The sequence below is a fragment of the Paraoerskovia marina genome, from assembly GCF_900105445.1.
In the GTDB taxonomy this organism is placed as follows: domain Bacteria; phylum Actinomycetota; class Actinomycetes; order Actinomycetales; family Cellulomonadaceae; genus Paraoerskovia; species Paraoerskovia marina.
Map to the genome: position 1 here is coordinate 2,364,540 of NZ_LT629776.1, position 26,828 is coordinate 2,391,367.

27 protein-coding genes and 1 other RNA gene are annotated in these 26,828 nt (G+C 69.7%); 2 read left to right on the plus strand and 26 right to left on the minus strand.

Annotated elements, in window-relative coordinates:
• Nucleotides 1–4: 4 nt before the first annotated feature.
• The 9 genes from BLU20_RS10720 to BLU20_RS10760 form a co-directional block, all read right to left on the minus strand.
• Nucleotides 5–1,834, minus strand: coding sequence for a DEAD/DEAH box helicase (locus BLU20_RS10720; protein WP_029252447.1), 1,830 nt, complete (start codon nt 1,832–1,834; stop codon nt 5–7).
• A complete protein-coding gene (locus BLU20_RS10725) occupies nt 1,831–2,130 on the minus strand; it encodes a DUF3039 domain-containing protein (protein ID WP_029252446.1) in 300 nt (99 codons plus the stop codon). The genes BLU20_RS10720 and BLU20_RS10725 overlap by 4 nt, the downstream gene beginning before the upstream one ends.
• Nucleotides 2,131–2,269: 139 nt before the next feature.
• Nucleotides 2,270–3,052 (minus strand): glucosamine-6-phosphate deaminase, encoded by a 783-nt coding sequence (gene nagB / locus BLU20_RS10730; RefSeq protein WP_029252445.1) that lies wholly within the window; start codon nt 3,050–3,052, stop codon nt 2,270–2,272.
• Nucleotides 3,040–4,020: an ROK family protein gene (locus BLU20_RS10735; protein ID WP_197675450.1), complete on the minus strand. Its 981-nt coding sequence runs from the start codon at nt 4,018–4,020 to the stop codon at nt 3,040–3,042. The genes nagB and BLU20_RS10735 overlap by 13 nt, the downstream gene beginning before the upstream one ends.
• 19 nt (nt 4,021–4,039) lie before the next feature.
• Nucleotides 4,040–4,969: a carbohydrate ABC transporter permease gene (locus BLU20_RS10740; RefSeq protein WP_081829610.1), complete on the minus strand. Its 930-nt coding sequence runs from the start codon at nt 4,967–4,969 to the stop codon at nt 4,040–4,042.
• Nucleotides 4,966–5,919, minus strand: coding sequence for a carbohydrate ABC transporter permease (locus BLU20_RS10745; protein WP_083372503.1), 954 nt, complete (start codon nt 5,917–5,919; stop codon nt 4,966–4,968). The genes BLU20_RS10740 and BLU20_RS10745 overlap by 4 nt, the downstream gene beginning before the upstream one ends.
• Nucleotides 5,920–6,058: 139 nt before the next feature.
• A complete protein-coding gene (locus BLU20_RS10750) occupies nt 6,059–7,345 on the minus strand; it encodes an extracellular solute-binding protein (RefSeq protein ID WP_231959196.1) in 1,287 nt (428 codons plus the stop codon).
• Nucleotides 7,346–7,442: 97 nt separating this feature from the next.
• Nucleotides 7,443–8,606, minus strand: a complete 1,164-nt coding sequence (locus BLU20_RS10755; protein WP_081829608.1) for an ROK family transcriptional regulator — start codon at nt 8,604–8,606, stop codon at nt 7,443–7,445.
• Between the two features lie 81 nt (nt 8,607–8,687).
• Nucleotides 8,688–9,551 carry a PfkB family carbohydrate kinase gene (locus tag BLU20_RS10760; RefSeq protein ID WP_083372504.1) on the minus strand — a complete coding sequence of 288 codons (864 nt, stop codon included), beginning with the start codon at nt 9,549–9,551 and terminating at the stop codon, nt 8,688–8,690.
• Between the two features lie 109 nt (nt 9,552–9,660).
• On the opposite strand from BLU20_RS10760, the gene BLU20_RS10765 reads away from it, so the two are divergent.
• Nucleotides 9,661–10,689, plus strand: coding sequence for a DUF4349 domain-containing protein (locus BLU20_RS10765; RefSeq protein WP_172829068.1), 1,029 nt, complete (start codon nt 9,661–9,663; stop codon nt 10,687–10,689).
• Complete coding sequence (locus tag BLU20_RS10770) at nt 10,686–11,024, plus strand: hypothetical protein (protein ID WP_083372506.1); 339 nt, start codon at nt 10,686–10,688, stop codon at nt 11,022–11,024. The genes BLU20_RS10765 and BLU20_RS10770 overlap by 4 nt, the downstream gene beginning before the upstream one ends.
• A 5-nt stretch (nt 11,025–11,029) precedes the next feature.
• Here the strand turns inward: BLU20_RS10770 and BLU20_RS10775 are convergent, their stop codons facing one another.
• The 17 genes from BLU20_RS10775 to BLU20_RS10855 form a co-directional block, all read right to left on the minus strand.
• On the minus strand, nt 11,030–12,634 hold the full coding sequence (locus BLU20_RS10775; RefSeq protein WP_083372507.1) for an MFS transporter: 1,605 nt from the start codon (nt 12,632–12,634) through the stop codon (nt 11,030–11,032).
• Nucleotides 12,631–14,244, minus strand: a complete 1,614-nt coding sequence (locus BLU20_RS10780; RefSeq protein WP_083372508.1) for an amidohydrolase — start codon at nt 14,242–14,244, stop codon at nt 12,631–12,633. Before BLU20_RS10780 ends, BLU20_RS10775 begins: the two co-directional genes overlap by 4 nt.
• 24 nt (nt 14,245–14,268) lie before the next feature.
• Nucleotides 14,269–15,948, minus strand: coding sequence for an MFS transporter (locus BLU20_RS10785; RefSeq protein ID WP_083372509.1), 1,680 nt, complete (start codon nt 15,946–15,948; stop codon nt 14,269–14,271).
• A 160-nt stretch (nt 15,949–16,108) separates the two neighbouring features.
• Nucleotides 16,109–16,475, minus strand: a transfer-messenger RNA (tmRNA) gene (gene ssrA / locus BLU20_RS10790).
• A 111-nt stretch (nt 16,476–16,586) separates the two neighbouring features.
• Nucleotides 16,587–17,000 carry a hypothetical protein gene (locus BLU20_RS10795; protein ID WP_083372510.1) on the minus strand — a complete coding sequence of 138 codons (414 nt, stop codon included), beginning with the start codon at nt 16,998–17,000 and terminating at the stop codon, nt 16,587–16,589.
• 75 nt (nt 17,001–17,075) lie between these two features.
• Complete coding sequence (gene smpB / locus BLU20_RS10800) at nt 17,076–17,546, minus strand: SsrA-binding protein SmpB (RefSeq protein ID WP_083372511.1); 471 nt, start codon at nt 17,544–17,546, stop codon at nt 17,076–17,078.
• Nucleotides 17,547–17,654: 108 nt separating this feature from the next.
• Nucleotides 17,655–19,118: a M23 family metallopeptidase gene (locus BLU20_RS10805; protein ID WP_083372512.1), complete on the minus strand. Its 1,464-nt coding sequence runs from the start codon at nt 19,116–19,118 to the stop codon at nt 17,655–17,657.
• 6 nt (nt 19,119–19,124) lie between these two features.
• Nucleotides 19,125–20,036, minus strand: coding sequence for a permease-like cell division protein FtsX (ftsX, locus tag BLU20_RS10810; protein ID WP_029252430.1), 912 nt, complete (start codon nt 20,034–20,036; stop codon nt 19,125–19,127).
• 3 nt (nt 20,037–20,039) lie between these two features.
• Nucleotides 20,040–20,792 carry a cell division ATP-binding protein FtsE gene (ftsE, locus tag BLU20_RS10815; RefSeq protein ID WP_083372513.1) on the minus strand — a complete coding sequence of 251 codons (753 nt, stop codon included), beginning with the start codon at nt 20,790–20,792 and terminating at the stop codon, nt 20,040–20,042.
• Between the two features lie 136 nt (nt 20,793–20,928).
• Entirely contained in the window at nt 20,929–22,047 is a 1,119-nt protein-coding gene (gene prfB, locus BLU20_RS10820) for a peptide chain release factor 2 (protein ID WP_029252428.1), read from the minus strand.
• Nucleotides 22,048–22,065: 18 nt separating this feature from the next.
• On the minus strand, nt 22,066–22,542 hold the full coding sequence (locus BLU20_RS10825; RefSeq protein ID WP_083372514.1) for a pilus assembly protein TadG-related protein: 477 nt from the start codon (nt 22,540–22,542) through the stop codon (nt 22,066–22,068).
• Nucleotides 22,539–23,006, minus strand: a complete 468-nt coding sequence (locus BLU20_RS10830) for a hypothetical protein (RefSeq protein WP_083372515.1) — start codon at nt 23,004–23,006, stop codon at nt 22,539–22,541. The genes BLU20_RS10825 and BLU20_RS10830 overlap by 4 nt, the downstream gene beginning before the upstream one ends.
• On the minus strand, nt 23,006–23,356 hold the full coding sequence (locus tag BLU20_RS13965; RefSeq protein ID WP_172828959.1) for a TadE/TadG family type IV pilus assembly protein: 351 nt from the start codon (nt 23,354–23,356) through the stop codon (nt 23,006–23,008). Before BLU20_RS13965 ends, BLU20_RS10830 begins: the two co-directional genes overlap by 1 nt.
• A gap of 83 nt (nt 23,357–23,439) precedes the next feature.
• Nucleotides 23,440–23,649 carry a hypothetical protein gene (locus tag BLU20_RS10840; protein WP_231959197.1) on the minus strand — a complete coding sequence of 70 codons (210 nt, stop codon included), beginning with the start codon at nt 23,647–23,649 and terminating at the stop codon, nt 23,440–23,442.
• Nucleotides 23,650–23,680: 31 nt separating this feature from the next.
• On the minus strand, nt 23,681–24,586 hold the full coding sequence (locus tag BLU20_RS10845) for a type II secretion system F family protein (protein WP_083372517.1): 906 nt from the start codon (nt 24,584–24,586) through the stop codon (nt 23,681–23,683).
• Nucleotides 24,583–25,440: a type II secretion system F family protein gene (locus tag BLU20_RS10850; RefSeq protein WP_083372518.1), complete on the minus strand. Its 858-nt coding sequence runs from the start codon at nt 25,438–25,440 to the stop codon at nt 24,583–24,585. Before BLU20_RS10850 ends, BLU20_RS10845 begins: the two co-directional genes overlap by 4 nt.
• On the minus strand, nt 25,440–26,726 hold the full coding sequence (locus BLU20_RS10855; protein ID WP_083372519.1) for a CpaF family protein: 1,287 nt from the start codon (nt 26,724–26,726) through the stop codon (nt 25,440–25,442). The genes BLU20_RS10850 and BLU20_RS10855 overlap by 1 nt, the downstream gene beginning before the upstream one ends.
• Between the last annotated feature and the right edge of the window lie 102 nt (nt 26,727–26,828).

The following is a 26,828-nucleotide window of genomic DNA, read 5'->3' on the forward strand; positions in this document are numbered from 1 at the left end:
CCCGCTAGCGCCGTCCGACGAACCAGCCGCGCACCACCTCGGTGCGCTTCTGCAGCTGCTCCACGGTCGCCAGCGGGACCTCGGGCCCTCCGCAGCGACGCCGCAGCTCGGTGTGCACCGAGCCGTGGGGCTGCCCGCTGCGACGTGCCCACGCCGAGACGAGCTGCGACAGCTCCTTGCGGAGCTCGCCCGCCTTCCGGTGCTCGAGCTCGGCACGCTCCGCAGCGCTCGGGCCCTTCTTCGACCGCGCGGAGACCTGGCTCGCCTGACGCTGCCGCAGCAGCGTCGCGACCTGATCGGCGTCGAGCAGACCCGGCAGGCCCAGGAAGTCCTGCTCGTCGTCGGAGCCGACGTCCGCCCCCGTGCCGAACTCACCGCCGTCGAAGAGGACACGGTCGAACGACGCCTGCGCGTCGAGCGCCTCGAACGTGCCCTGCGCCATGTCGTCCGACGCCTTCTCCTCGCGGTTCGCCGCCGCCAGCAGGTCGGCCTCCGGATCGAACTCCTCCCCCTGCTCCTCCGCGGTCAGCGGGCGGTCGAGCGCGTGATCACGCTCGATCTCCATCGCGTTCGCCAGATCGACCAGCAGCGGGACGCTGGGCAGGAAGATCGACGCCGTCTCCCCACGACGACGCGCACGGACGAACCGGCCGACCGCCTGGGCGAAGAACAACGGGGTCGACGTCGACGTCGCGTACACGCCGACGGCGAGCCTCGGCACGTCGACGCCCTCGGAGACCATCCGGACCGCGACCATCCACCGGTCGTCCGAGTCGCTGAACTCGTCGATCCGGGCACTCGCGCCGTCGTCGTCGGAGAGCACCACCGTCGGCGACCTCCCCGTGATCCGCGCCAGGTGGCCCGCGTACGCGCGCGCATCCGTCTGGTCCGACGCGATGACGAGCCCGCCCGCGTCGGGGACCGTCCGCCGCACCTCCGTCAGCCGACGGTCTGCAGCAGCGAGCACCGACGGGATCCACTCACCGTTCGGGTCCAGCGCCGTGCGCCAGGCCTGCGCGGTGAGGTCCTTCGTCATGTCCTCGCCGAGCCGGGCGCTGACCTCGTCGCCGGCCCGCGTACGCCAGCGCATCGCGCCGGAGTACGTCATGAACAGCACCGGCCGCACGACGTGGTCGCGCAACGCCTCGCCGTAGCCGTACGTGTAGTCGGCGGCCGACCGTCGCACGCCGTGCGCGTCGCGCTCGTAGCGGACGAACGGGATCGCGGCGGTGTCGGACCGGAACGGCGTGCCGGTCAGCGCGAGACGGCGGTCGGCGCCCTCGAAGGCCTCACGGACGGCGTCGCCCCACGAGAGCGCGTCGCCACCGTGGTGAACCTCGTCGAGGATGACGAGCGTCGGCGCCGCCGCGGTCCGGGCGGTGTGGAGCGCCGGCTTGGCGGCCACCTGGGCATACGTCAGGGCGACGCCGTCGTAGTGCGCTCCGTGGCGACCCTGGCTGTTGCGGAAGTTCGGGTCGATCCGGATGCCCACCCGCGCCGCGGCGTCGGCCCACTGGTGCTTGAGGTGCTCGGTCGGCGCGACCACGGTCACCCGACGCACGACGCCCTGCTCAAGGAGCTCGGTCGCTATACGCAGCGCGAACGTCGTCTTGCCGGCCCCCGGGGTCGCGACGGCGAGGAAGTCTCGCGGTGCGGCGACCCGGTACTGCTCGATCGCCTCGGCCTGCCAGGCACGGAGCTTCGAGGCGGTCCCCCACGGGGCCCGTCGGGGGAACGCCGGGGAGAGGTTCGACGCCGCGGAGGACGACGCGTGCTGCGGTGCGGTCTGACGAAGGTCGAGCTGGTCCTGCCGGGACGAGGCGCGCTCGCTCACTTGCCGGAATCACCCTCGCCGTCCTGCGGGCTGCGCAGGCCTTCGTAGATCTCCTTGCACGCGGGGCAGACCGGGAACTTCTTGGGGTCCCGGCCGGGCACCCAGACCTTCCCGCAGAGCGCGATGACCGGCTTGCCGGACATCGCGGACTTCATGATCTTCTCCTTGCGCACGTAGTGCGCGAAGCGCTCGTGGTCGCCGGGCTCGACCTTCTCCTCGGCCTCGGTCCGTTCGAGGACGCTGGTCGACGTGCCCGTACCTTCGAGCGGGTCAGCAGGGGTGGTCGGTTCAGTCATGCCCCCGATACTACGTCCACCCACCCCCACGACGACGGACGGGTCCGGGCGACGAGCGCCTCGAGGCGCAGCCTGCGGAGACGACGACGAGCGGGAGACCGTATGGCCTCCCGCTCGTCGACGCGACGTGTCGGTCCGGTTAGAGTCCCTGCCACTCGGGCTTGGACGCGAAGGTCTGCCGGTAGTACTGGCCGAGCTGCAGACGGCTGGCCGCGGCCTCGTCCACGAGCACCGTCGCGTGCGGGTGCATCTGCATGATCGTCCCCGGCCACATGGCCGAGATCGGGCCCTCGACGAGCTGGTGGACCGCTTCCGCCTTGCCCTTGCCGGTCGCCAGGAGCACCAGGTGCTTGGCCGACATGATCGTCGCGAGCCCCTGGGTCAGGCAGTGCTGCGGGACCTGGTCCAGGTCGTCCTCGAAGAACCGCGCGTTGTCCTCACGGGTCTGCGCCGTGAGCGTCTTGATCCGGGTCCGGGACGCGAGCGACGAGCCGGGCTCGTTGAACGCGATGTGCCCGTCCGTGCCGATTCCGAGGAGCTGGACGTCCACCCCGCCGGCCGACTCGATGGCACGCTCGTAGTCCGCACAGGCTGCGACGAGGTCCTCGGCCAGCCCGTCCGGCCCGTTCACCGCGCCGGGTGCGAAGTCGACCCGCGACGCGATCTCGGTCTCGATGACGTTGCGGTAGCGCTCCGGGTGGTCGGCGTCGATCCCGACGTACTCGTCGAGCATGAACGCCTTCGCCTCGGCGAAGGACAACCCGTCCTCTGCGTGACGGCGGGCCAGCTCGTCGTACACCTTCAACGGGCTCGATCCGGTGGCGAGGCCGAGCACGGCTGCCGGGTTCTCCCGCAGCTTTGCCTCGATCGTGTCGGCGGCGAGCTTCGCAAGCTCTTCCGCCGGTGCAATCACAACTTCCATTTCGACACCTTTCTGCGACCGGCGAGGGCTGCGCCCACGGCGGCGACGGGTACGTCGGTCGGACAGAGGCGGACGCGATCCGCGATCTCCAACGACGCAAGGAACGGCGAGGACGATGCCTGCTCCTCGAGTGCGACGGCCACGGCGTCCAGCAGAGGTGCGCCGAGAATGCTGACGCCGCCGCCGAGAACGACGTGCTCGACGTCGTACGACAGGACCAGAAGACGGATCGCGGCAGCCACGGCCGTGACGAACTCGTTCTTCACGAGGACCGCCCGCTCGTCTCCGCCCGCCGCGGCCTCGAAGAGCTCCGCGGGGGCCGGACGACCGTGCTGCGACGGCCAGCGGGCACCGAGTGCCGTGCCCGAGGCGTACGTCTCGAGACATCCACGTTGACCGCACGCGCACAGCGGTCCGCGGGGGTCCACCGGGATGTGGCCGATCTCGCCGGCGGCGCCCGACACGCCACGGCGGAGCTCTCCCCCGAGGACGATTCCCGCGGCAAGCCCGGTCCCGAGCGCCAGGAACGCCAGGTCGACGTCCCCGCCGGTGACGGAGGCCGCGCCGAGCGCTGCCACGTTGAGGTCGTTGTCGACGCTCACCGGCACGCCGCCCAGGTGCTCGGAGAGCAGGGAGGCCAGCAGGAACGTCTCTGCGTCGATCCCGAGGTTGACGGCGTGCTGCACGCCTCCCGAGGCCGGATCCACGAGCCCGGGTACCCCGACGCCCACCGAGGTCAGGCGCTCGACCGGTACGCCCGCAGCGTCCAGGAGCCCTGTGACCGCTTCCGCGGCGCTCGAGACGACACCCTCGGGTCCCCACCGGGTGGGGAGCCGAAGCGTCCCCTCGACAGAGCCGTCCGGCCCGACGAGGACACCGAGAATCTTGGTTCCCCCGACGTCCAGACCCACGGCATAGCCCTGGGCCGGGCTGGCGGAGGCGGTGGCCTCGTCCGTAGACGAGGCCACCGAACTGAGCTCGCTCACATCAGCCCTTCACAGCACCGGAAACAAGACCACCAGTCATTCGGCCCTGAACGATCATGAAGAAGATGACGACCGGGATGGCGATGAGGGTCGCGCCCGCCATCAGTGCCCCCCAGTTCGTCGCCATCGTGGCCTGCTGGAACGTCCGCAGCCAGACCGGCAGCGTCATGTTCTCGGGCCGGGTCATGATGATCAGAGCCATCACGAACTCGTTCCAGGCCTGGATGAAGGCGAAGACACCCGTCGCCACGAGGCCGGGAGCCAGCAGCGGGAAGGTGACCTTCCAGAACGCCTTGGTCCGCGAGCAGCCGTCGATCATCGCGGCTTCCTCGAGGTCTGCCGGCACGGCGTTGACGAAGCCACGCAGCGTCCAGATCGTGAACGGGAGAACCGCCGCGAGATACACCATGCCGAGACCGACGATCGTGTTCAGCAGCTGCCAGGAGTCGATGATCCGGAAGATCGAGATCATCATGGCCTCGGCGGGGATCATCTGGACCGCGAGGATCGTGATGATGAACGTGTAGCGACCCTTGAACTTGAAGCGAGAGATCGCGATGGACGCGAGGAACGCGAACAGGAGGGCGAAGATCAGCGTGAAGAACGTCACCAGGAGCGACGTCTGCAGCGCGGGACCGAACGGTGACCGATCCTGTTCGAAGATCGCGACCTCGTAGTTGCGCCAGGTGAAGTTGGAACCCGGCCAGAGGTGCAGCTCCGACCCACGGATCATGGACGTGGGAAGGAACGAGGAGTTGACCATCCAGTAGACCGGGAAGATCGAGAACAGGAACACGACGACCGAGATCGCCGACCAGATCACGCTGTTGCGCGCCTTGCGTCGGGTGTCCTTGCTCCGACGGACCGCCGGAGGCTTCGTTGACGAACGCGTCTGGCGCTCGGGGGCAATCGCCGCTGCGGAGGTACTCACAGCTCTTCCTCCTTCAGGGTCTGGCGCACGTAGTAGTACGAGATCGCCATCATGATGATGACCAGGATGACCGCGATCGCGCTTGCGGGGCCGTAGTGCCCCTGCGCCATACCGACCTGGTAGATGTACGTACCGATCGTGTTCGTCTGCTCACTGATGCCGCCGACACCCTGCAGGGCGAAGATCTGGGTGAAGACGCGCAGGTCCCAGATGATCGACAGGATGATGAGCACCGTGAGGATGCTGCGGACGAACGGCACCATGATGAGGCGGAAGCGCTGGAACGGGCTGGTGCCGTCGAGCTGCGCCGCCTCGAGGACCTCTCCGGGAACCTGGCTCAGGCCCGCGTACATCGTGAACGCGATGAAGGGGACCGCCTGCCAGATGATGGCGATGCCGGCGACGAAGAAGAACGAGAGCGGGTTGATGAGCCAGGAGTGGCCCATCCAGTCGTTGCCGGTGATCGACGTCAGGACGTGGTTCACGACGCCGTACTCGGTGTCGAAGATCCACCCGAAGACGATCATCGTGGCGAGCTGCGGCATCGCCCACGCGAGCAGCAGGCCGATCGAGGTGAGGAGCTTAAAGCCCTTGTTCAGGCGAAGCATCAGGAGGGCGATCAGAATGCCCAGCAGCATCGTGAAGAAGACGCAGAAGATCATGAACACGAAGCTCCGGGTGAGCACGGTCCAGAAGTCCGGGTCGGTGAGAATGTCGGTGTAGTTCTGGAATCCCACCCATTCGGCGGGGACGCCCATGAGCTGGGCGCGCTCGTACTCCTGGAACGACATGATGATCAGGCGGATCAGCGGGTAGCCGGTCAGAACGCCCAGAACGATGAGGGTCGGCGCCAGAAGGAACCAGGGAAGCGGCGACTTGCGCTTCTTCCGTTCGGGCTGGGAACCGCTCGACCGCTCCGCGGTCGGGTTCTCCAGAGTCGTTGAGCTCATTTCCTCACTCCGTCGGTGTCTGCGCGCACGAGGTACGCGTCGCAGTGCGGTGTACTCATGCCAAGGGGCGGGGACCCGTCGGGGCCCCCACCCCTTGACAGTGCAGGGTTGTCACCGCGTGCGGTGACTCACCGTGGGATCAGCTGTTGAGGATCGACTCGATCTGCTCGTCCAGTGCCGTCGCGATCTCCGTGACGTCGCCGCCCTGAGCGATCTTGACGAACGAGTCCTGGAGGACCTTCTGCGCCTCGACGTCAGCCCACTTGGGCGACGCGGGGGTCAGCTTCGAGTTCGCAGCGGCAGCAGCACCGGCCTGCGTGATCTCGTCGTCCGGCAGGTACTCGGCCTGCGAGACCTTGGCGGGGATGAGGCCGTTGCCGGCGAGGATCTTCTGGTAGCCGTCCGAGAGCATGATCTCGAGCGCCGACTTGGCGAGCTCAGGGTTCTCCGACTTCGCGGCAACCGCGATGTTCGAGCCACCGGCGAAGACCTGGGCAGCGCCACCGTCAGCACCCGGGAGGGCGAAGGCGGCGAGGTCCGAACCGTAGGTGTCCGAGCAGCCCGGAACCTCGGCGTCGGGCTCAGCCACGATCGACCACTTGATCCAGGTCGGAGCCGACAGGTAGCCGACCGAACCCTCACAGAACGGAACCTGCAGGTCCGTCTCCTGGCCGTCGGCCGGAGCGTTCGAGGCGTTGACCATCAGGTCCTGGACCTGCTCGAGGCCCTTGATGCCACCCTCGGAGGAGAAGCCTGCCTCCCAGGTGCCGTCGTCGGCCTGCTCGGCGATGAAGCCACCGTTCTCCCAGACGAACGGGAGAGCGTTGTACCAGTCCTGACCCGGCCACCACATGCCCGACACGTCGTCGGTCGTGTTGTCCTTGGCGGTCGAGATGTACTCGTCCAGCGTGGTCGGGATCTCGTTGGTGACGATCTGCGGGGTGTAGAACACCGCACGTGCACCGGAGTAGTACGGGGCTGCGTAGAACTTGTCGTCGTACGTGCCCGCCTCGACGAAGCCCTGGAGCAGGTCGTCGCCACCGAGGGCGTCGTAGTCCTCGGTGAGGTCGGCGAAGAAGCCGGCCGACGTGAAGGCCGAGGCCTGCGTGTTTCCGACCTCGACGACGTCGGGGCTGTCGGACGAGGAGAGAGACGTCGTCAGCTTGTCGACGAGGCCGTCCCAGGCCTGCTCCTCGATGGTGAGCGTCGAGCCCTCGTTCTCGGACTCGAAGGTCTCGATGAGGTAGTCGCGTGCATCCTGCGGCGTGTCGGTGCCGACCAGCCACACGCGGAGGTCACCAGACTCGACGGCGGCGTCGGAGCTGCCCTCGTCGGAGCTGGAGTCGTCGGAGCCACACGCGGCGAGCGCGAGGGCCAGGGTGATCGTCGAAGCCACCGTGGTGGCGACGAGGCGGTTCCTCTTCACTGGGGTACTTCCTCTCGGTGTATCGCTGTGGTGGCGCTGGGGACGCCACCTGAGGTAATTCGGGAGGTCATGCGGATGTCCGCTCCTCCGGCCCGGCTCAGGAGACCCCGAGCTGTCCGGAGAGAACGAGAACCGCTGCTCCGGAGAGCACCACGTCCTCATCCAGGGACGCCATCCGGAACGTAAGACCGGCGTTGACCGCCGGCATCGTCCGATCGCGGATGACTTCGAGCGCCGTTTCTCTCAGCGGCCCGTCGAGAAGCTCGGCGGGTCCGCTCAGGAGAACCTCGGAGAGGTTCAGCGCACTGATGACAGGAGCGAGGGCGGTGCCCAGGAGCCTGCCTGCCGATGCCAGCGCGGCATCGGAGTCTTGTGTGGACAGTCCCGCGGTCGCGCTGCGCAGCGCGGGGACGGCGAGGACGGTCTCGAGGCAGCCGTCGCGCCCGCAGGCACAGCGCAGGCCACCCTCGGCGAGGACGGTGACGTGCCCGATCTCTCCTGCGGCGTTGCGGTAGCCGCGCATCGGGGACCCGTCGACGACCACGCCTGCACCGACGCCCTGACCGACCGTGACGATCATGAAGCCGTCACCGTCGGCGTTGCCGAACGTGAACTCGGCGAGCGCGGCGATGTTGGCGTCGTTCGCGACGTGGACCGGGAGACCGAGACGGTCGGCGAGGTCCGCGGCCAGCGGGACGTCGAACCACCGGCGGTTGGGGGCCTCGACGACCAGCCCCTCGGGGTCGACGACACCGGGCGAACCGATGCCGACGCCGAGCACAGGCTGCGTGGCCGACGCGATCAGGCCACGGATGAAGCGGGCGAGCAGGTCGACGAGATCGGCACCCGTGCGCCCCTCGATGTTGAGCTGCGACCGGACGACGATGGCACCGTTCAGCGACATCACGGCGCCGCGCATCTCCATGTCGTCGGTCAGGTCGACCGCGACGATCTGGTAGGCGCTGGTGCGCATTCCCACGAGGATCGCGGGCTTGCCGACGCGCTGGCCGGGGCGGACGCCGAGCTCCTCGACGAGCCCCTCGGCGATGAGCGCGGAGACGAGGTCGGAGATCGTGACGCGAGTGAGCTGCGTGGCACGCGCCAGGTCCGCCCTGGAGGTCGGCCCCTCGTGGAACAGGTGCTGCAGCACGAGCGACCTGTTGTGGGCACGCGCGTGCTCGGGCAGCACCTTGGTGAGGGGTCGGAGCCTGGAGCTCAGCCCTCGCATGGTGGCCACGTTGCGCGTGACGTCCGTCGTCATGTTTGTTAGTAGACCCCCTTTACTAAGGGAGTGTCAACCAAAACGAAGGACCGTGTCCAAACCGTTGCCAAGTGGTGACATTTAAGGTTCAACGATCCAGCCGCGCGCCCCGCTGTGCCCGACCGACACCGTGGCGACGTCCGCGGCACGCTGCAGCGCGACCCCGTCGTCGAGGCCCTGGTCGCAGAACGCGGCGAGCGCACCGTGCAGGACGTCCCCCGCCCCCAGGGTGTCGACGACCCGGTCCGGGCGTCGCACCAGGATCGTCGTCGGGACGCCACGGACCGAGGCGACGAAGCTCGCCCCGCCCGCGCTCTGCGCGACCGTCCGAGGGCCCCAGGACCGCAGGGTCTCGACGACGCCGCGCCCGCTCTCCCGCAGGTCCGTCGGGATACAGAAGTCGGCCGAGGCCACCACAAGATCGCTCGCCGCCACGAGCTCGCTCGTGCCCGGCTTCCAGGACCCGGCGTCCATCACGACGATCCCCCCGCGGCGACGCACCTCCCTCGCCAGCCCCAGGGCGACCCCCGGCAGATGGCCGTCGACGAGCAGGACGTCGCCCGGACCCATGCCCCTCGCCAGGCCGTCGACCTCGACCGACGCGCCGACGGCGGACGTCGCGTTCGTGCTCACGACGGCGCGCTCGCCGGTCCCTGCGGTCACGAGAACCGTCGACAGCGCCGGGTCACCACCGTCGGCGACGTCGGCGACGGTGACACCCGCGCGGTCGAGTCCTGACCGGGCGACCTGCGCGAGCGGACCGTCACCGACCGACGCCACGAGACGGACGCCGGAGCCCAGCGCAACCGCCGTCGCCGCCGCGTTCGCCGCCGGCCCGCCGAAGTCCACGGCGAGCTGCCGGGCGACGACCTTCTCGTCAGGACGTGGCAGCCGCTCGACGGTCTGCAGCACGTCGACGGTCAGGAGCCCGCAGCACACGATCATCCCTGCATCGTGGCACTCCGGCGACGAAGACGTCACGAACGAGCCACGAACCGATCACGATCGGCCGAAACCCCTGATGCTCCGGCGTCTGCCGCTCTACGGTCGCACCATGACGATGCGCACGAGCCGGACCACCCGCCGCGGCGGCCTCGTCGTCGCCCTCGCGACGGGTGCGGTGCTCGCCCTTGCCGGCTGCACCTCGGGCGCGTCGGACTCCGCCGACTCGTCGAGCACCGAGATGGGCGTCGAGGACTCGGCTGCCGCTGACGTCGGAGAGGTTGCCGACGGCGACCGCGCCGCGCTCCCGAGCAGCGACGCGGTCTCGCAGGACCGCGAGGTCGTGACGAGCGGCTGGGTCTCGCTGGTGGCCGACGACCCGGCCGAGACGGTCGGTGAGATCGCCACGATGGCTGAGACGGCGGGCGGGTGGGTCGAGTCGCGCAGCCAGACGGCAAGGACGGACGAGATCGAGCCGAGCGCGACGATCACGATCCGGCTCCCCGCCGACCGCGTCTCGGACACCGTCACGGCTCTCGAGGGAGCCGGGGACGTCGTGGACGTCTCCGTCGACTCTGTCGACGTCACCGCGACCGGCCAGGACCTCGATGCTCGCATCCGCGCACTCAGCGCCTCGGTGGACCGCCTCACCGAGCTGATCGACACCGCCGAGTCCACCTCTGAGCTGATCGAGGCGGAGTCCGAGCTGACGACCCGCCAGGCCGAGCTCGACAGCCTGTCGGCCCAGCGCGACCAGCTGACCGAGCAGGTGGCGATGTCGACCCTGACGGTCTCCGTCTCGTCCGCTCCCGGGCCGACCGAGCTCGCTCCGGGTGGGTTCGCCGGCGGGGTCCGGGCCGGATGGTCGGCACTGGTCTCCACCGTGGACGTCCTGATCGTGGCCATCGGGGCGGCTCTTCCCTGGATCCTTCCGGCCGCCCTCGCCTATCTGCTCGTGCGGGCGCTGCGTCGACGGCGTGCCGGCGGGTCGGCGCCCGGTGGTACCGACGCGAACGACCCGGCCGCTCCGGGGGGCGGCGGACCCGGCACCGGTCACGCGGGTGACCACGACGACGAGCCGCGTCCCGGCCGTGACGAGAGCACGTCGCGGTCGGTGCAGATGTCAGGGACAGGGCGATGACGACGTCTCCCGCCCGCGACGGCAGCGGCGCGGCCGCGTGGCTCTTCGACGGCGACCGTCGCGTGGGGACCCTCGTGACCCGCGTGCACCGGCACTGGGACCGGATCGGCCCGGCGACGCATCCCTGCCACGTCAATCCCACCGAGCAGACGGAGTGGTGCGTGACCTTCGTCGACCCCGCGCGGCCACGGCTGTTCAGCGACGAGGTCGATCTTGAGGTACCCGCCGTCGTGCAGTGGGACACCGGGACGTTCACGGTCACCGGCCAGCCCCTGCGGATGCAGTGGCTGGCCGGTGACGCACGGGACGAGGCGATCGCCCGCTCTGGCTGGTAGAGCCGCTACGCCCCGGCCGCGCCGCTCGCGGAACTGTCCGTGGGACCGGCCGACCCGTCCGGAGCCAGACCTGCTCGCGCGCGCCGACGCGGGAGGATCGCCAGGAACCAGGCCGCGACGAGGAAGAGGAGGACGAAGACGACCGCGAACACGCCCGTCGTCGTCTGGTACGCCGTGACGTAGGCGTCCGTCGCCCCCTGGACGATCTCGTCGGCCTGCGGGGAGTCGGCGACCCACCCGGGTGCCTCTCCCCCGGCGACGTAGCCAGAGATCTGCGTCTGCTGGACCGGGGTCAGCCCGACCTCGTCGTAGACGTCCTGGAGCCCGTTGCCGAAGCCCCCGTACAGAAGGCTCGAACTCAGCGCAAGGCCCAGGGCGAACGAGGCCTGCCCGATCGCCGGCTTGCTCGCGACCGTCGCACCGACGAGGTCGGCCGGCGGCTTGCCCACGAAGAACTCGCCGGCGGCGGTCTCGGTCAGCATGCGAGAGAACCCGCCGACGACCAGTCCGAGCCCGAACACCCAGTACGGGCTCGAGCCGCCCGCGAGGGCGAAGACGCCCATGGCGATCGCGACACCCGCGAGCCCGACCAGGACCATCGACTGAGCGCTCTGGCCCCGCGTCGCGAGCCGGCCCGCCGCGAACGCGCCGAGGACCATCGCGATGGTCGCCGGCAGCTGCCCGACGGTGACCTGCAGCGCGTCGTAGGAGTACACGTACTGCCACAGCAGGGAGAGCTGCAGGACCATGACCGCCTGCCACATGTTGAACGAGACGTCGGCGGTCAGCGCTCCGGCGAGGTCCGGGTCCTTGAAGAGATTCACCGGAAGCGCCGGCTCGTCGTGATGGGTCTCCCACCACAGGAAGGCGACGAGGGCCGCCACGCCGATGAGCAGCGGGACGAGAACCCGTGCCGAGGTCCACCCGCCGCTGGCGTCGGAGACCCCCCAGATGATCCCGACCAGCGCGACGGCGATCAGGCTGAGCCCGACGCCGTCGGTGCTCCGTGCGTGGACCGCCTTGGAGCGCGGCACGAACCGCTTGTTCAGCACGAACGCGATGATCCCGACGACCGGCACGACGAGGTACCCGTAACGCCAGGACCCGCCGATCAGCCACCCGCCCAGGATCGTGAGCGGGATCGTGAACGCGACCTGACCGGTGAAGAACAGCGAAAGCGCCTTGCCGACCCGGTCGGGTGCGACGGTCCTGATCAGCGCCATCGAGAGGCAGAGCGTCCCCGCCAGGCCGAAGCCGGTCAGCACACGGCCCCCGATGTAAATCTCCGCGCTCGGCGCGACGGCGGTCACGAGGCCACCTACGAGCAGCGCGCCGCACGCCCACAGCAGCACGAGCCGCCGCCCGATGCGGTCACCAAGGTTCCCGATCGCCAGGATCGACGCGGCCATCGCGAGCGTCGCGACCGACGCGGCGAAAGCCCGTTCAGAGGGCGACATCCCGAGGTCGGAGGCGGCCGACGCGATCGCGGTGTTGTGCAGGGACACGTCCGCGGCCTGGGCGACCCCGGCCATCGTGAGCGCGAAGATCGCGGCACCGGGCCGACGGGCGACGCCGTCGGCCGTCGGCTCTGCCGCTGCGTTTTTCGTCATGAGGCTGAGTACACCGTGGTTCCTCGTTTGATGGTGCGCAGGACGGAGATGTCCTTGATCGCATCATGGTCGACCTCGAGCGGGTTCGCGTCGAGGAGCACGAGGTCGGCGATCTTGCCGACCTCCAGCGAGCCGCGGTCGTCCTCGGTCCGGTGCTCGTACGCTGCGTTGATCGTCAGCGCCCGGAGTCCGTCGATCGGGGTGACCCGCTCGTCCGCGCCGAGCACGGCACCACCGGTGGATCGCCGGACGACGGACGTCCACAGGAGGACCATCGGGTTGATGGGTGTGATCGGGTAGTCGGAGTGGTTCGTGGGCCGCAGGCCCTTGGCCGTCGCCGAGCGCAGTGGCGAGATACCCGCCGCTCGATCGGGCCCGAAGTTCCGCAGGTGCGTGTCGCCGAAGATGTACGTATGGATGGTGAACATCGAGGGGTTGAAACCCTCGGCGACGTAGTCGTCGAGCTGGTCCGCACGCATGACCTGCGAGTGGATGGGGACCGTGCGGCCCGGGGACGAGACCCCGGCCTCCTTGGCGGCACGATGTGCCGCGAGCAGCTGGTCGATCGACGCGTCTCCGTTGCAGTGCGCGAAGACCTGCACCCCGTGGCGATAGGCCTGCTCGACGAGTGCGTCGGTCGTCGCCTGGTCGATCACGGCGAGCCCGTGCCAGTGCTCCTCGCCCCCGGGACCGCCGGTGACGTACTCCTCGGTGACGTACGCCGTCTTTCCCTGGGGTGAGCCGTCGAGGATGAGCTTGAGGCCCTGGACGGTGTGCCCGTGGCTGCTGGTCCCCAGGAGGCCCTCGTCGAGGGCCTCCTGGAACTCGTTGAAGATCACGAGCGAGCGGACGTCGACCGGCAGGCCTCTCGACTCCGCGAAGGAGCGCACGTACTTGATCTGGTCGACCGTGGCGGCCCCGTCCTGCACGGTGGTCATCCCGAACCGTGCGTACTCCCCGAGCATCTCGACGAACGCGTCGTCGTCGAAGTCGAAGAGCGAGAAGGCGATCGGGATCCACGCCTGCTCCCAGAGCACACCGTTGGGGGTGTCCGTCCCCGGATAGCGGACGATCGTGCCGCCGTCCGGGTCCTCGACGCCCGCCGTGAACCCCGCGGCCTCGAGCACCCGCGAGTTCACGACGCCGCCGTGCCCCGAGACGTGGACGATCGCGACGCGGTGGTCCGGGAACTCACGGTCCAGCATCTCCGCGGTGACCTCACCGCCGTCGTCCATCTCGTCCGGGTAGTAGCCCCAGCCGATCACCCACTCGCCGGGCGCAGGCCGGTTGCGGTCCTTGGCCTCGTGGAGCCTGCGCACGATGTCGGGCACCGTCCGCGTCTCCCCCACGGGCGGGGTGTGGAGGGCCGCGTGCTTGATGTACGGCGCCCCCATCGACACGTGACTGTGCGCGTCGACGAAGCCGGGGACCACCGTCGTCCCGGCGAGATCGACGACCTCCGTGTCCGGGCCTGCGAGGGCCCGGACGTCGTCTGAGGTTCCGACGGCGACGATCAGACCGTCGTCGACGGCGATCGCCTCGGCGACCGTCCCGTCCTCGTCGACCGTGACGACGGAACCGTTGACCAAGATCAGGTCGACGTTGCTCATGCGACAGCCTCTTCTCGTCGCCGGTCAGGAAGCCGGAGACGGCGGGGACGCGGGCCCGTCGGCGGAATCGCCCGGACCGGACTCGCCCGGCCGGTCGACGTCGGCCGCCTCGGCCGATCCACCGCCGACCAGAGCCGCCGGACGGCCGTCCAGCGTGAGCGGGCCGTCGACGAGCGTGCCGGCCTTGCGCATCCGGCTCGCCTTCATGAAGAACAGCGTGCTGATGATCGCGAAGACCGTCAGGAAGCCGGCGATGATGAACATCGTGCCGTTGAAGGACGAGACGAAGACGTCGCTCGCCTGGTCGACCACCGTCTGCACCTGCTCGGAGTCGTAGTCCGACATGTCGCCACCGGAGACGTAGGTCTCGATCATCCCGGTGTAGTAGCCCTGCTGCGACGGTTCGACGTTGGCGTTGTCGAAGGCCTCGGCGATGCCCCGGCCGTACTGGCCGAAGAGGAACGTCGTGCTCAGCGCGGTGCCGAGCGCGAAGCTCGTCTGGCCGATCGCCGTCTTGGACGAGGCCATCGAACCGGTCAGGGCCGCCGGCGGCTTGCCGACGAAGTACTGACCCATGGTCGTCTCGTTGAGCATCCGGGCGAAACCACCGACGATCATCGGGATGGCGAAGAAGATGTACGGCGTGGTCGTCGTGGAGAACCCGAACATCACGAGCGTGCCGATGAGCATGAGGTGGCCGGCGCTCAGCAGGATGATGACCGGGAGCTTGCGGGCGAGCAGGCGGCCGGCGACCGTGGCGCCGACGACCATCGCGAGGTTCATCGGGAGCTGTCCGAGGCTGACCTGGAGCGGCTGGTACTGGTAGACGTACTGCCACAGCATCGAGAGCTGGATCATCACGACGGCCTGCCACATGTTGAACGAGAAGCCGGTGGCGACCGAGCCCGCGAGCTCGGGGTCCTTGAAGAGCTTGACGGGGAACGCGGGGAACTCGACGCGAGCCTCCCACCAGATGAAGATGGCCATCGCGACCAGGCCGATGAGCACGGGGATGATCACCGTCGACGATCCCCAGCCGGCGTTGCCGGCGTTGGAGAGTCCGTAGATGATGCCCACGAGCGCGATGGCGACGGACGAGAGGCCGACGTAGTCGAAGGGTCCGACCTTGTCCGCCTTGGCCTCGGGCAACCCCCGCATGCACATGAGGAACGCGATCACTGCGACCGCGGGAAGAACCAGATAGCCGAAGCGCCAGCCGAAGCCGGCGACCCATCCGACGAGAACTCCGAGCACCAGTGCAGCCGCCGTCTGTCCGGCGAGCCAGAAGGCGACGGACTTGGGGATGGCGTCCGGGGCCACCGCCCGGATCAGGGCGAAGCTGAGACCGAACGCCGCCGCGATACCGATCCCGGTGACAGCGCGGCCGAGCATGAAGACACCGGTGGTCGGGGCGAACGCGGTGATCACACCGCCGGCGCCTGCGACGAGGAGACCTGCGAGCATGACCTTCCGTCGACCCAGGCGGTCTCCGAGCGCACCCGTCGTCAGGATGGCGGCGGCCAGGGCGAGCGTGCCGATGCTGGCGGCGAACGCGCGCTGGGCGGCGTCCATCCCCAGCTCGGAGCTCGCACCGACGACCGAGATGTTGTTCGCCGTGGGGTCGACGACCTGCAGGCACGACGCCGCGGTCAGCGCGACCATCGCCGCGGTCGTCCCCTTTCTCGTCGCACTCGACTGACTCATGCGTTCCTCCGGTGTTCATGACGTCGCAGACGTCGACGGCCGATCAGTGCGACGCGTTCGGTCGCACTGCCGACCATATGACCGGAACAAAGGGACGGCACGCCGAAATCGGCCGCAACGCAGCGAGCCCCACCCTGAACAGGGTGGGGCTCGTCACGAGGGGTGGAGGTGCGGGGAATCGAACCCCGGTCCGGCAGCGATTATCAAGGACTTCTCCGGGCGCAGTCCGCTCCGCTTTTCTCGGCCCCAGCACTCACACGGACAAGGTGCTGACGGGCCCAGTCGGCTGAAAGTCCCCGCGTCGTCACCGACGAACGACGCGAGCAGTGGCTCTCTAGCTGACGCCAGGAACCGGGACGAGAGCTATCCCGGGCTGACGGACTTCGAGGCTCGCTCAGGCGGCGAGGGCGAAGTCGGTGCGCTTGTTATCGGCACCTATAGGTTTGCAGACATCGTTAACGAGATAAGTCTGCATTCTCGGCCCGCTTCTCCCTGAAGCACGACCACCGTCGAAACCGATCACCCCCTGTGCAGTTGTCAATCTTGGTGGCCCGCGAGCCACCGCGTGGACCGACTGCCGCCGACCCGCGCAGGATGCATCCTACGGGGTCAACGGCGATCGGTGCACGACTATTCCGCTAGCGCTTGCGACGGAGCGCCCCGGCGACCAGCCCGCCGGCGATTCCGAGCAGGAACACGTCCTTCGCCATCCCGATGCCCTCGGGGGTCGGGCGCACGCCGTCCTCCCGGGTCAGCCCCGGCGTCTTGAGATAGATCCCGACCAGCGCACCGGAGAACGCTCCGAGCGCGACGCCGACGAGCCCCGAGGGCACGAACGGCGTGACGAGAGCGGCACCCAGCGCGATCTCACCGGTCGACAGCGCCTTGGTGAACTCCTCGGGCTCGACCTCGTCGAGGAACGGGAGTGCCGCAGCGGCGGTGCCGTGCAGGTAGGCCGCCGTGCCGGCGTCGGCGCCGCGCTTGTCCAGGCCGGAGCTGAGGATGAACGCGCCGGCGGCGAGACGCGGGATGTACTGGCTGAGCTGAGCCATGGAGGGCCTCCGAGAGTAGACGGACGAACGGCCCGTACGCTACGGCGTCGCCCGCCTCCTCACCAGCGCTGAGCCCTACCGCAGCTCACGCTGGCGCATGGCCCGGTGCGCCTCGCGGTTGTCCTGCTTCTCCCGCAGCGCCTGCCGCTTGTCGTACTCGCGCTTTCCCTGTGCGAGCGCGATCTCGACTTTCGCCCGACCGTCCAGGAAGTAGAGCTGGAGCGGGACGAGGGTATGTCCCTTCTCCCGCGTCTTGGCCTCCAGGCGGTCGATCTCGCTCCGGTGCAGCAACAGCTTGCGACGGCGCCGAGGCGCGTGGTTGTTCCACGTCCCCTGCGAGTACTCGGGGATGTAGACGTTCTCGAGCCAGGCCTCGCCGTGATCCACCGCGGCATACCCGTCGACCAGGGACGCCCTCCCCTGCCGCAGCGCCTTGACCTCGGTGCCGTTGAGGACGATTCCTGCCTCGAAGACGTCCCGGATCAGGTAGTCGTGCCGGGCCTTGCGGTTCGTCGCGACGACGTTGCGCCCCGTGTCCTTCGCCATCACCCATCCAATCCGCTCGTCGATCCACGCCGGGCGTGGGCTACGCCGTCGGGCGTCACGGACCAATCTACGCGACCGGACCCGCCGTGACCCAGCTGATATGCGTGGTCAGAGGTACGAGAGCGGGTCCACGGTCGAGCCGTTGCGATACACCTCGAAGTGCAGGTGGCAGACCTGCGAGGTCCCGGTCGTGCCCGAGTAACCGACCAGCTGACCCTTGGACACGTACTGCCCGGCCGAGACCGAACGGACCGAGAGGTGGTTGTAGCTCGACATCACGCTGTTGCCACCGTGCGAGCCATGGTTGACCAGCACCTGCTGCCCGAGCCCGCCGTACCACCGGGAATAGAGGACCGTCCCGCTCTGCGCGGCGTAGATGGCCGTCCCGCGACCGCCGGGGCACCGCGCGCGCAGGTCGAGCCCGGCGTGCAGCCGTGTGACACCGACCAGGAACGGGTGCTTGCGCATCCCGTAGTACGACGTGATCACCGGCACCGCCGTCGGCCACGAGAGCCCCCAGGACGAGCTCGAGGAGGACGAGCCGCCTGAGCCGGAGCTCCCACCAGAGCTCGAGCTGCCACCCGAGGAGGACGACCCCCCGGAGGAGGACGATCCGCCAGAGGAGGACGAACCGCTATCCTTCTCGGCCTCCTTCCGCGCAGCCTCCTCGGCCGCCGCCTTCGCGGCCGCGGCCTTCGCGGCGGCCTCCTTCTCGGCCTGGATCCGCGCGTCGCGGGCGTCCTGCTCGGCGATGACCGACTTGAGGTCAGCCTCGAGGGAGTTCTGCTCGGAGACGACGTCGGCCAGGTCCTGCTCGGCCTGCGCCTTCTGCGCCTCGATCTCCGCCTGCTTCTCCTGCTGCTCGGCCTGGAGTCGCTCGAGCTCTGCCTTGCGCTCCTCCGCGGCCTGGCGGGCGGCCTCGGCGTCGAGGACGTTCTGGTCCGCCTGCGCCTTGAGGTCGCTGATCGTCTCGCGGATGGCCTCGAGCCGCGCGGACCGGTTGCGCGCGATCGACTCCGCGTCCCTCAGCTCGTCGAGGGTCTGCGAGGTGCTGCGGGCGGCCGACGACGCGGCCGCGTACTCGTCGACGAACTCCTCGGCGCTCTGCGCACCGGTCACGATCCCCAGGCTGCTCAGCGACCCCTCGCCGCGGAACGACCGGCGTGCCATCTCCGCGAGGTTGGCGTGCGCGTCGTCGACCTCCTCGGCGCTCGTGTCGATCTCCTCGGTGACCTGCACCTCTTCGTCCTGCGCGTCCGCGAGCCGCTGCGCCAGCTGCTCGGCCTCGCGGCGGGTCCGCTCCACCTCGGCCTCGGCGGCCGCGAGCTCGACCTCGGCGCCCGGGAGCTGTGCCTCGATGTCGTGCAGCTCCAGCACGGCCGCGGCCAGTGCCGCGTCGGTTCCCTCGAGCTCGTGCGCGAGCTCCTCGCGCTCGGCGCTCGCCTGAGCCTGCTGCTGCTCGACCTCGGCGCGGCGGTCGTCGATGTCGTCGGCGACCGCCGGGGTCGCGCCCACGGCGATCAGGGCTCCGACGACTGCGGTGGCCATCCAGCGTGACGTGCGACGTGTCATGAACGATCAGACTCTCGTGTATCGACGAAGGGTGAGGTAGGACGAGCCCACCGAGAGAACCAGTGCGATCAGGATCAGGAACGGTGCGACCTGGATCACATCGCCCGTGTCGACATAGTTCACCCAGGGGACGGAACCCGCCAGCCAGTCCGTGATGAGATACCTCACGCCGACGAGGAGACCACCGATCGCGAGCAGGGAGCCGAGCACCGCCGCGATCGCGCCCTCCAGGAGGAACGGCAGCTGGATCACGGTGTTCGAGGCGCCGACGAGCCGCATGATCGACGTCTCTCGGCGCCGGCTGAACGCCGAGAGGCGAATCGTCGTGCTGATCAGCAGGACCGCCGTCACGAGCATGACGACCGCCAGCCCGGCCGCCAGGAGCGAGAGCCGGTTGAGCACCAGGAACAGCGGCTCGAAGATCGCCCGGTCGTCCTCGACGGACTCGACACCCGGCCGTCCGGTCAGGACGTCGTTGACGACCTCGTACTCCTCAGGGTCGACGAGCGTCAGGTGCAGCGAGCTCTGCATGTCGTCGACCGTCAGCGGTGTCCCGAGGTATCCGTCGGGGTACCGCTGCGTGAAGGCGTCGAACGCGTCCTCCTTGGACTCGACGCGCACCTCCTCGACGACACCGTCGAGCTCGGTCGCGATCACGCGCTCGAGGTCCTCCTGCTGCTCCTGCGTCGCCTCTCCCCCGGCGCAGGCCGCCTGCGGAGAGTCCTGCGGGCAGAGATAGACCGTCACCTCGACCTGCTCGTACCAGTCGCCCTGGAGCTTGTCGATCTGCAGCTGAAGAAGCGCCGCGGCACCGACGAACGTCAGCGACACGAACGTCACGAGCACGACCGCCACGGTCATCGAGAGGTTCCGACGCAGCCCCGCACCGACCTCCCCGAGGATGAACTGACCCCGCATCGTCTACACCTCGCCGATCGGGAGAGGCTCGCCCGCCGCGGCGATGCTCGGTGTCCCCGGATCGCCGCGCCTCGACGAGTCGTAGATCCCCTCGGCCTCGTCCCGGACGACCGTCCCGTCGTCCAGCTCGATCACACGACGCCGCCACTGGTTCACGGTCTCCTCGTCGTGCGTGGCCATCACGACCGTCGTGCCCGTCCGGTTGATCCGGTCGAGCAGACGCATGATGCCCAGCGCCGTCGTCGGGTCCAGGTTTCCCGTCGGCTCGTCGGCGAGCAGGATCGGGGGTCGGTTGACGTACGCCCGGGCCAGGGCGACGCGTTGCTGCTCCCCACCCGAGAGCTCGTGCGGGCGACGCTTCTCCTTGCCCGCGAGCCCGACGAGCTCGAGGACCTCGGGGACCGCGAGCGAGATGGTGTGCCGCCTGCGACCGAGCACCTGGAGGGCGAACGCGACGTTCTCGTAGACGGTCTTGTTGGGCAGCAGGCGAAAGTCCTGGAAGACGACGCCGATCTGACGACGCAGGTCGGGAACCTTCCAGCTCGAGAGCCTGCTCAGGTCCCGCCCCGCGACGTGGACGGCGCCGGCGGACGGCCGTTCCTCCCTCAGGACGAGACGCAGGCAGGTCGACTTTCCAGACCCTGAGGCCCCGACCAGGAAGACGAACTCACCGCGGTCGATGTCGAGCGAGACGTCGTCGAGGGCGGGTCTCGCCCCACGCGCGTACGTCTTCGTGACGTTTTCGAAGCGAATCACAGGGGCACTCACCGTCGGTCGAGGCGGGGCACGGTCGTGCCCTCGGTCGACTCGAGGCTAAGCACCGACCCTTCGCGGCACGCCGACCGACACGCCGCGGGAGGAGAGACCGCGGGGATCTGACGCGAGACCTGGATCAGTCGTCGGACGACCCCGTCCCGCGCCGCCAGCGGATCCCGGCCTCGATGAAGCCGTCGATGTCGCCGTCGAAGACGCCGGACGTGTTGCCGACCTCGTGCTCCGTCCGCAGGTCCTTGACCATCTGGTACGGGTGCAGCACGTAGGACCGCATCTGGTCGCCCCAGCTCGCCTTGATGTCGCCGGCGAGCTCCTTCTTCTTGGCGTTCTCCTCCGCCTGACGCTGCAGCAGCAAGCGCGACTGGAGAACGCGGAGCGCGGCGGCGCGGTTCTGGATCTGGGACTTCTCGTTCTGCATCGAGACGACGATCCCGGTCGGGATGTGCGTCATCCGCACCGCGGAGTCGGTCGTGTTGACCGACTGGCCACCCGGGCCGGAGGAACGGAACACGTCGACCTTGATCTCGTTCTCGGGGATCTCGACGGAGTCGGTCTGCTCGATCAGCGGGATGACCTCGACGGCGGCGAACGACGTCTGGCGGCGACCCTGGTTGTCGAACGGCGAGATCCGCACGAGGCGGTGCGTCCCGGCCTCGACCGAGAGGTTGCCGAAGGCGTACGGGGCCTTGACCTCGAACGTCGCCGACTTCAGGCCGGCCTCCTCCGCGTACGACGTGTCCAGAACCGTCGTCGGGTAGCCGTGCCGCTCGGCCCAGCGCAGGTACATCCGCATCAGCATCTCCGCGAAGTCGGCGGCGTCCACACCACCGGCACCCGCACGGATGGTGACGACCGCCTCACGGACGTCGTACTCGCCGGACAGGAGCGTGCGGACCTCGAGCTCACCGAGCGCCTTCTGCAGCGTGACGAGCTCGGACTCCGCCTCCGCGAGCGTCTCGGCGTCCCCGCCGTCCTCGGTCGCCATCTCGACGAGCGCCTCGAGGTCGTCGATCTGCCCGTTGAGGTTGTCGACGCGCTCCAGCTCGTTCTGCGCGGCCGAGAGCGCGGTCGTCACTCGGGCGGCCGACTCCGGGTCGTCCCAGAGACCGGGCGCGGACGCCTTCTCCGAGAGGTCGGCGATCTTCGCTCGCAGCGCCTCGGGGTCGCTCACGGCGGCAATGCTCGCGAGAGTCGATCGGAGGGACTTGAGCTCGTGCGGAAAGTCGATGGAGGCCACGAGAACCCAGGGTACGCGCTACCAGGCCCGTGCCGCCGCGACGGCCGTCAGGTCGATGCCGTCAGACCATCCGCGTGTCACGGGACTCACGATCGCCGGCCAGGTCCGTGCCGTCAGGACCACACGCGCGCTGCGTCCGTCCGGCGTCCCTGCCTCGACGAGCCGGACGTCCGTGAGCGTGCTCGAGCCGGCGTACGCCGCGAGATAGGCGGCGGCCGCGGTCTCCACGTCGTCCGGGTCCAGACGCGCGCCTCCCGTCGACGCGGGCGTCCCGTCGAGGCCGTCGTAGACCGACGTCGCGACCACCTCGTCCGCAGCGGCGAGCGCCGTCGCGTCAGCAAGGTCGAGGAGACGCTTGCGGTCGAGATGGACCTGCGTCACGGAGACGACGACGATCACCAGACCGAGCGTGAACGCCACGAACGCCGCCGTCATCAGCATGATCCGTCCGCTCTCGCCCTCCGGCAGCGCGCACAGCGCGCACGCGCGGGTCACGGGACCACGTGGTCACCGACGGGTGCCACGTGCACGGCCTCCACGGGGACGGACAGCGGGACGGCTTCCCCGACGAACCTCGGGACGAACGGCAGCTCGACGGGGTAGAGGACCCGGACCGTCACCTCACCGCCCGCGGCGGGACAGGTCGCGGTGGCGCAGGTCACGGCCACCTCGGCCCCGTCCGGATCGAACCCCTGGTCGTCGAGGGCGAGCCGTAGCGCCGCGTCGCTCAGCGCCGCCCGCTCGGACGCGTCCGCGGAGGTGACGACGACGCGCCCGATCTCGCGTGCCGCCGCCTCCGTCGCGAAGGTCCCCGCCTGGAGCCGAGCGAGCGCGATCCCGATGTACATCACCGGCAGCAGGAGCAGCACCGCGGCCCCGATGAACTCGACCATCGCGTTGCCGTCCTCGCGCCCAGCCCCGGCACACCGGGTGCGGAGGGCCGCAATCCCGCGGCGCATCAGCCCGGCTCCTGCACGGCGTGCCCCTGGACCTCGAGCATCCCGGAGGGGCCGAGAGTCCCGACGACGGGAAACGGCGCACGGACAGAGATCTCCATCACCGGCAACCCGTCGAACTCGGCCTCGCTGACTCGGACGTCCTCGGCGAAACGCCCGGACAGCGATCCCTCGATCAGTTGCTCGGTCCGCCGGATCCCGTCGGAGGGGAGGGAGTCTGCGCGCGCCGCGACCCGCGCCCCCTCCGCCGCGGCGTCGACGAGCAGGGACCTGACGTAGACGGCGAGGATGACCTGGACGACCGCGAGCACGAGCGCCAGCACGAGGACAGAGACCAGGGCGAACTCGGCCACCGCCGACCCCTCGTCCCCACGGACGCCGGGAACGCTACGACTGCGGGGTCGCACCGGCCGTCGGCTGTCGGGACGCCCGGCGACTACGGACCCGTGACGCTGTTGATCGCCTCGGTGAACGTCTGCTCCAGCAGGGGGCCCGCGATGGCCCACAGCGCGACGACGAGCCCCGCCGTCATGAGCGTGACGAGCACCCATCCGGGCACGTCGCCACGCTCCGGCTGCGACGCGACCCGTCGCAGGCGCGCGCGTAGGACCCCGCCGGTCCGGATCAAGATGCTGCGGCGTTCCATGGACGTCAACTCCTTCAGTGGTGGGCACGCGTCACAACCCGACGCGCAGGGTGGCAAGACTGGGGAAGACGGCGAAGACGACCGTGACGGGGAGGATGAGAAAGACCACCGGGATCATCATCAGTACCTCGCGCCGTCCTCCTTCCTCCATCAGGGCGCGGCGGCCTGCTTCACGGACGTCCTGCGCCTGCGCGCGGAGGACCTCGGCCAGCGGCGTGCCGCGGTCGACGGCGACCGTCACCGCCTCGGCGAACCGGGCGAGCGCCTTGACCTCGGTGCGGCGGCCCAGCTCCTCGAGGGCACCGTCGAGCGTCGCACCGGCACGCAGGTCGGCGCGGACCCGGGTGAACTCGTCGGAGAGGTCACCGCGCGTCGTCGCGGCGATCCGGTCGATCGCGGCGACCGGGCCCTCCCCCGCACCGACGGCGAGCGCGAGCAGCTCGGCGACCGTCGGGAACTCTGACCTGATGCGCTCCTCGCGGCGCGAGGCCTGTCGAGTCAGGTTCCAGTCGCAGAGCAGGATCCCCGCGACGGCACAGATCACGACGAGGACGACCAGGGTGAGCAGGCTCGACCCGCGTGCCGCGAGGAGCAGGACCGACAGGGCGAGTCCGGCGGCGAGGCCCACGACCGCCCAGACGACCTGCACCATGCGGAACTGCTCGACCGAGCCGCGGTTCCCGGCGCGGGCGAGACGTCGCTCGACGTCCGCCCGGGACGACCCGAGCCGCTCGAGCCAGCGGGTGATCCTGGACATCCACGGAGCCAGGGCTGAACCACCGGTCCGCGGACCGAGCTCGCCGCCGAAGGCACGCAGGTAGGGGACCACACGGTCGTCCAGGCGGATCGACCGGCGGGCGACGGCGCTGGCGACGAGCAGCAGCCCGAGACCCGCCGTCGCACCGACGGCAGCACCCACGAGCGAGACCTCGATCATCGCAGCACCCGTTCCTCGTCGGGAAGTCGCCCGATGTGCACCATCGCGCGGTAGGCCACGAGCGAGCATGCGGCGCCACCGGCGAGGACCAGCGCGCCGGTGACCGAGTCGAAGGCCGCAGCCGTCTCCGGCCTGGTCGCCAGAAGCCCGAGCACCACCCAGGGGCCCGCCACTGCGACACGCGCCCCGTTGATCGTCCACGACTGCCGAGCCTCCAGCTCGCCGCGTGTCCTGGCGTCTTCCCGGAGGAACCCGGAGAGCGTACGAAGCATGCGCCCCAGGTCCGCACCACCTACGTCGCGCGTGACCCGGAGGGCCTCGACGATCCGGTCGCCGACGGGATCGGCCAGGCGTGCCTTCAGCGCGTCGAGCGCTTCCCCGAACCTACCCGCGCTGCGATAGTCCTGACCGAACCGGCGGAACGGTTCGCGCAGGTCGTCGGGACCCCGCTCGCCCAGCTGGACGAGCGCCTCCGGAAGCGAGAGGCCCGCACGAACCCCCGACGCCAGGTGGTCGACCGCCTCGGCCCAGACGTCGCGCAGCCGCACGCGACGCCGACGCGCCTGACCGCGGACCAGAAGCCACGGGGCAGCACCGGCCATGGCGGCGAAGCACACCGAGATCGTGATCGACCGGGTGACCGCGAAGACGACGGCGAGCGCGGCGAGCCCCGCGGCGGACGAGACACCCAGGAGCGCGCCCGGCGTCACGTCAGGCAGGCCTGCCTGGCTCAACATGTCCTGGACGCGTGCCGTCCAGCCACGGGTTCGCGACCGTGCAGCAGGGTTGGTCCAGCACGACAACCAGACGAGACAGCACCCCGCGCCCAGGAGCAGACCGACGACGACTCCCATCAGATGCCCACGCCCACGGGCATCGCGTGGCGCTCCCCGTTGAGGATCGCGGTGACGTCGAGTCCGGCGCGCATGAATCGTTCACGGGCGTGCGGGTAGCCGGCGGCGCGGTGCAGACGTCCCTCGGTTCTCTGGAAGATGTCGACGGTCTCGACGACGCCCTCCTCCGTCCTGCCGGGCACGGTGACGATCTCTCGGACGCAGCGCGTCCCGTCGGCGTCGACGCCGAGGTGCACGACGACGTCGACCGAGGACGCCACCGTCGGGACGACGAAGCGATCCGTGACGTTCGGCCCTGCGAGCATCGGCAGGGTGCAGAGCTTGACGAGCGCCTCACGGGCCGAGTTCGCGTGGATCGTGCAGAGGCCGGGGACGCCTGAGTTGAGTGCGACGAGCAGGTCGAGCGACTCGGCCTCGCGCACCTCGCCGATCACGATCCGGTCGGGCCGCATGCGCAGAGCCTCCTTGACCAGCCGCCGCAGCGTGATCTCTCCGGTCCCCTCGAGCGAGGGCTGCCGGCACTGGAGGGGGACCACGTCGCGGCAGGGCATCTGCAGCTCGAAGACCTCCTCGCACGTGATCACCCGATCCGTCGCAGGGATCGACCCCGCGAGCGCGTTGAGCATCGTGGTCTTGCCCGCCTGTGTCGCGCCGGCCACGACGACGTTGAGGCCCGCTCGTACGCAGGCGTCAAGAAACTCGGCGGCATGCAGGGTCAGGGAACCGAGATCCACGAGGTCCCGCAGCGACGTGGCCCTGAGCACGTGCTTGCGGACGTTGACCGCCATGTGCTCGCGGGTCACGTCCGGGATCGCCACGTGGAGCCGCTCTCCCCCGGGCAGGCAGGCATCGACGAACGGGCTGGAGAGGTCGAGCCGACGCCCGGAGGACTTGAGCATCCGCTCGACGAGGTCCCGCAGCTGGGTTCGCGTCAGGATCGTCGTCGTCAGCTCGGAACGCCCACGGCGCGCGACGAAGACCTCCGAGGGCGAGTTGACCCACACCTCCTCGATCTCCGGGTCGTCGAGGTAGGCCTGCAGCGGACCCATTCCGGCGAGGTCGTCCAGGACCCGACGCACCGCGGCGTCCGTGTCGTCGATGACGGGCACCCCGCCGAGCGCCGCGCGCGTCTCGTAGGTGGCGAGCGCCTCGCGGATCAGCAGCTCAGCCGCCGCAGGGTCGCGGACAGGGTCGACGTCGCGGGTGCGCACCAGGTCCCGAGCGTCCCCGGCGAGGAGCACCACACCGTCGTCGTCCACCGGTCCTCTTTCGTTCGTTCCCGACATTCTTCGCAGCTCGCGCCGCCGAGTCCGAGCCTAGAGATTTCGCCGTGACGCCGTGAGGGGGCTGTGGACAACCTGACCGACGTGTCCGCGCTAGGGTCGGTC

Bases quoted from the DNA above. Each gene is read 5' to 3' on its own strand.
- BLU20_RS10725 (WP_029252446.1), bottom strand. From the start codon at position 2,130: ATGACTGAACCGACCACCCCTGCTGACCCGCTCGAAGGTACGGGCACG.
- nagB (WP_029252445.1), bottom strand. From the start codon at position 3,052: ATGGAAGTTGTGATTGCACCGGCGGAAGAGCTTGCGAAGCTCGCCGCC.
- BLU20_RS10745 (WP_083372503.1), bottom strand. From the start codon at position 5,919: ATGAGCTCAACGACTCTGGAGAACCCGACCGCGGAGCGGTCGAGCGGT.
- BLU20_RS10755 (WP_081829608.1), bottom strand. From the start codon at position 8,606: ATGACGACGGACGTCACGCGCAACGTGGCCACCATGCGAGGGCTGAGC.
- BLU20_RS10760 (WP_083372504.1), bottom strand. From the start codon at position 9,551: ATGATCGTGTGCTGCGGGCTCCTGACCGTCGACGTGCTGCAGACCGTC.
- BLU20_RS10765 (WP_172829068.1), top strand. From the start codon at position 9,661: ATGACGATGCGCACGAGCCGGACCACCCGCCGCGGCGGCCTCGTCGTC.
- BLU20_RS10770 (WP_083372506.1), top strand. From the start codon at position 10,686: ATGACGACGTCTCCCGCCCGCGACGGCAGCGGCGCGGCCGCGTGGCTC.
- BLU20_RS10775 (WP_083372507.1), bottom strand. From the start codon at position 12,634: ATGACGAAAAACGCAGCGGCAGAGCCGACGGCCGACGGCGTCGCCCGT.
- BLU20_RS10780 (WP_083372508.1), bottom strand. From the start codon at position 14,244: ATGAGCAACGTCGACCTGATCTTGGTCAACGGTTCCGTCGTCACGGTC.
- BLU20_RS10785 (WP_083372509.1), bottom strand. From the start codon at position 15,948: ATGAGTCAGTCGAGTGCGACGAGAAAGGGGACGACCGCGGCGATGGTC.
- BLU20_RS10795 (WP_083372510.1), bottom strand. From the start codon at position 17,000: ATGGCTCAGCTCAGCCAGTACATCCCGCGTCTCGCCGCCGGCGCGTTC.
- smpB (WP_083372511.1), bottom strand. From the start codon at position 17,546: ATGGCGAAGGACACGGGGCGCAACGTCGTCGCGACGAACCGCAAGGCC.
- BLU20_RS10805 (WP_083372512.1), bottom strand. From the start codon at position 19,118: ATGACACGTCGCACGTCACGCTGGATGGCCACCGCAGTCGTCGGAGCC.
- ftsX (WP_029252430.1), bottom strand. From the start codon at position 20,036: ATGCGGGGTCAGTTCATCCTCGGGGAGGTCGGTGCGGGGCTGCGTCGG.
- BLU20_RS10830 (WP_083372515.1), bottom strand. From the start codon at position 23,006: ATGCGCCGCGGGATTGCGGCCCTCCGCACCCGGTGTGCCGGGGCTGGG.
- BLU20_RS10840 (WP_231959197.1), bottom strand. From the start codon at position 23,649: ATGGAACGCCGCAGCATCTTGATCCGGACCGGCGGGGTCCTACGCGCG.
- BLU20_RS10845 (WP_083372517.1), bottom strand. From the start codon at position 24,586: ATGATCGAGGTCTCGCTCGTGGGTGCTGCCGTCGGTGCGACGGCGGGT.
- BLU20_RS10850 (WP_083372518.1), bottom strand. From the start codon at position 25,440: ATGGGAGTCGTCGTCGGTCTGCTCCTGGGCGCGGGGTGCTGTCTCGTC.
- BLU20_RS10855 (WP_083372519.1), bottom strand. From the start codon at position 26,726: ATGTCGGGAACGAACGAAAGAGGACCGGTGGACGACGACGGTGTGGTG.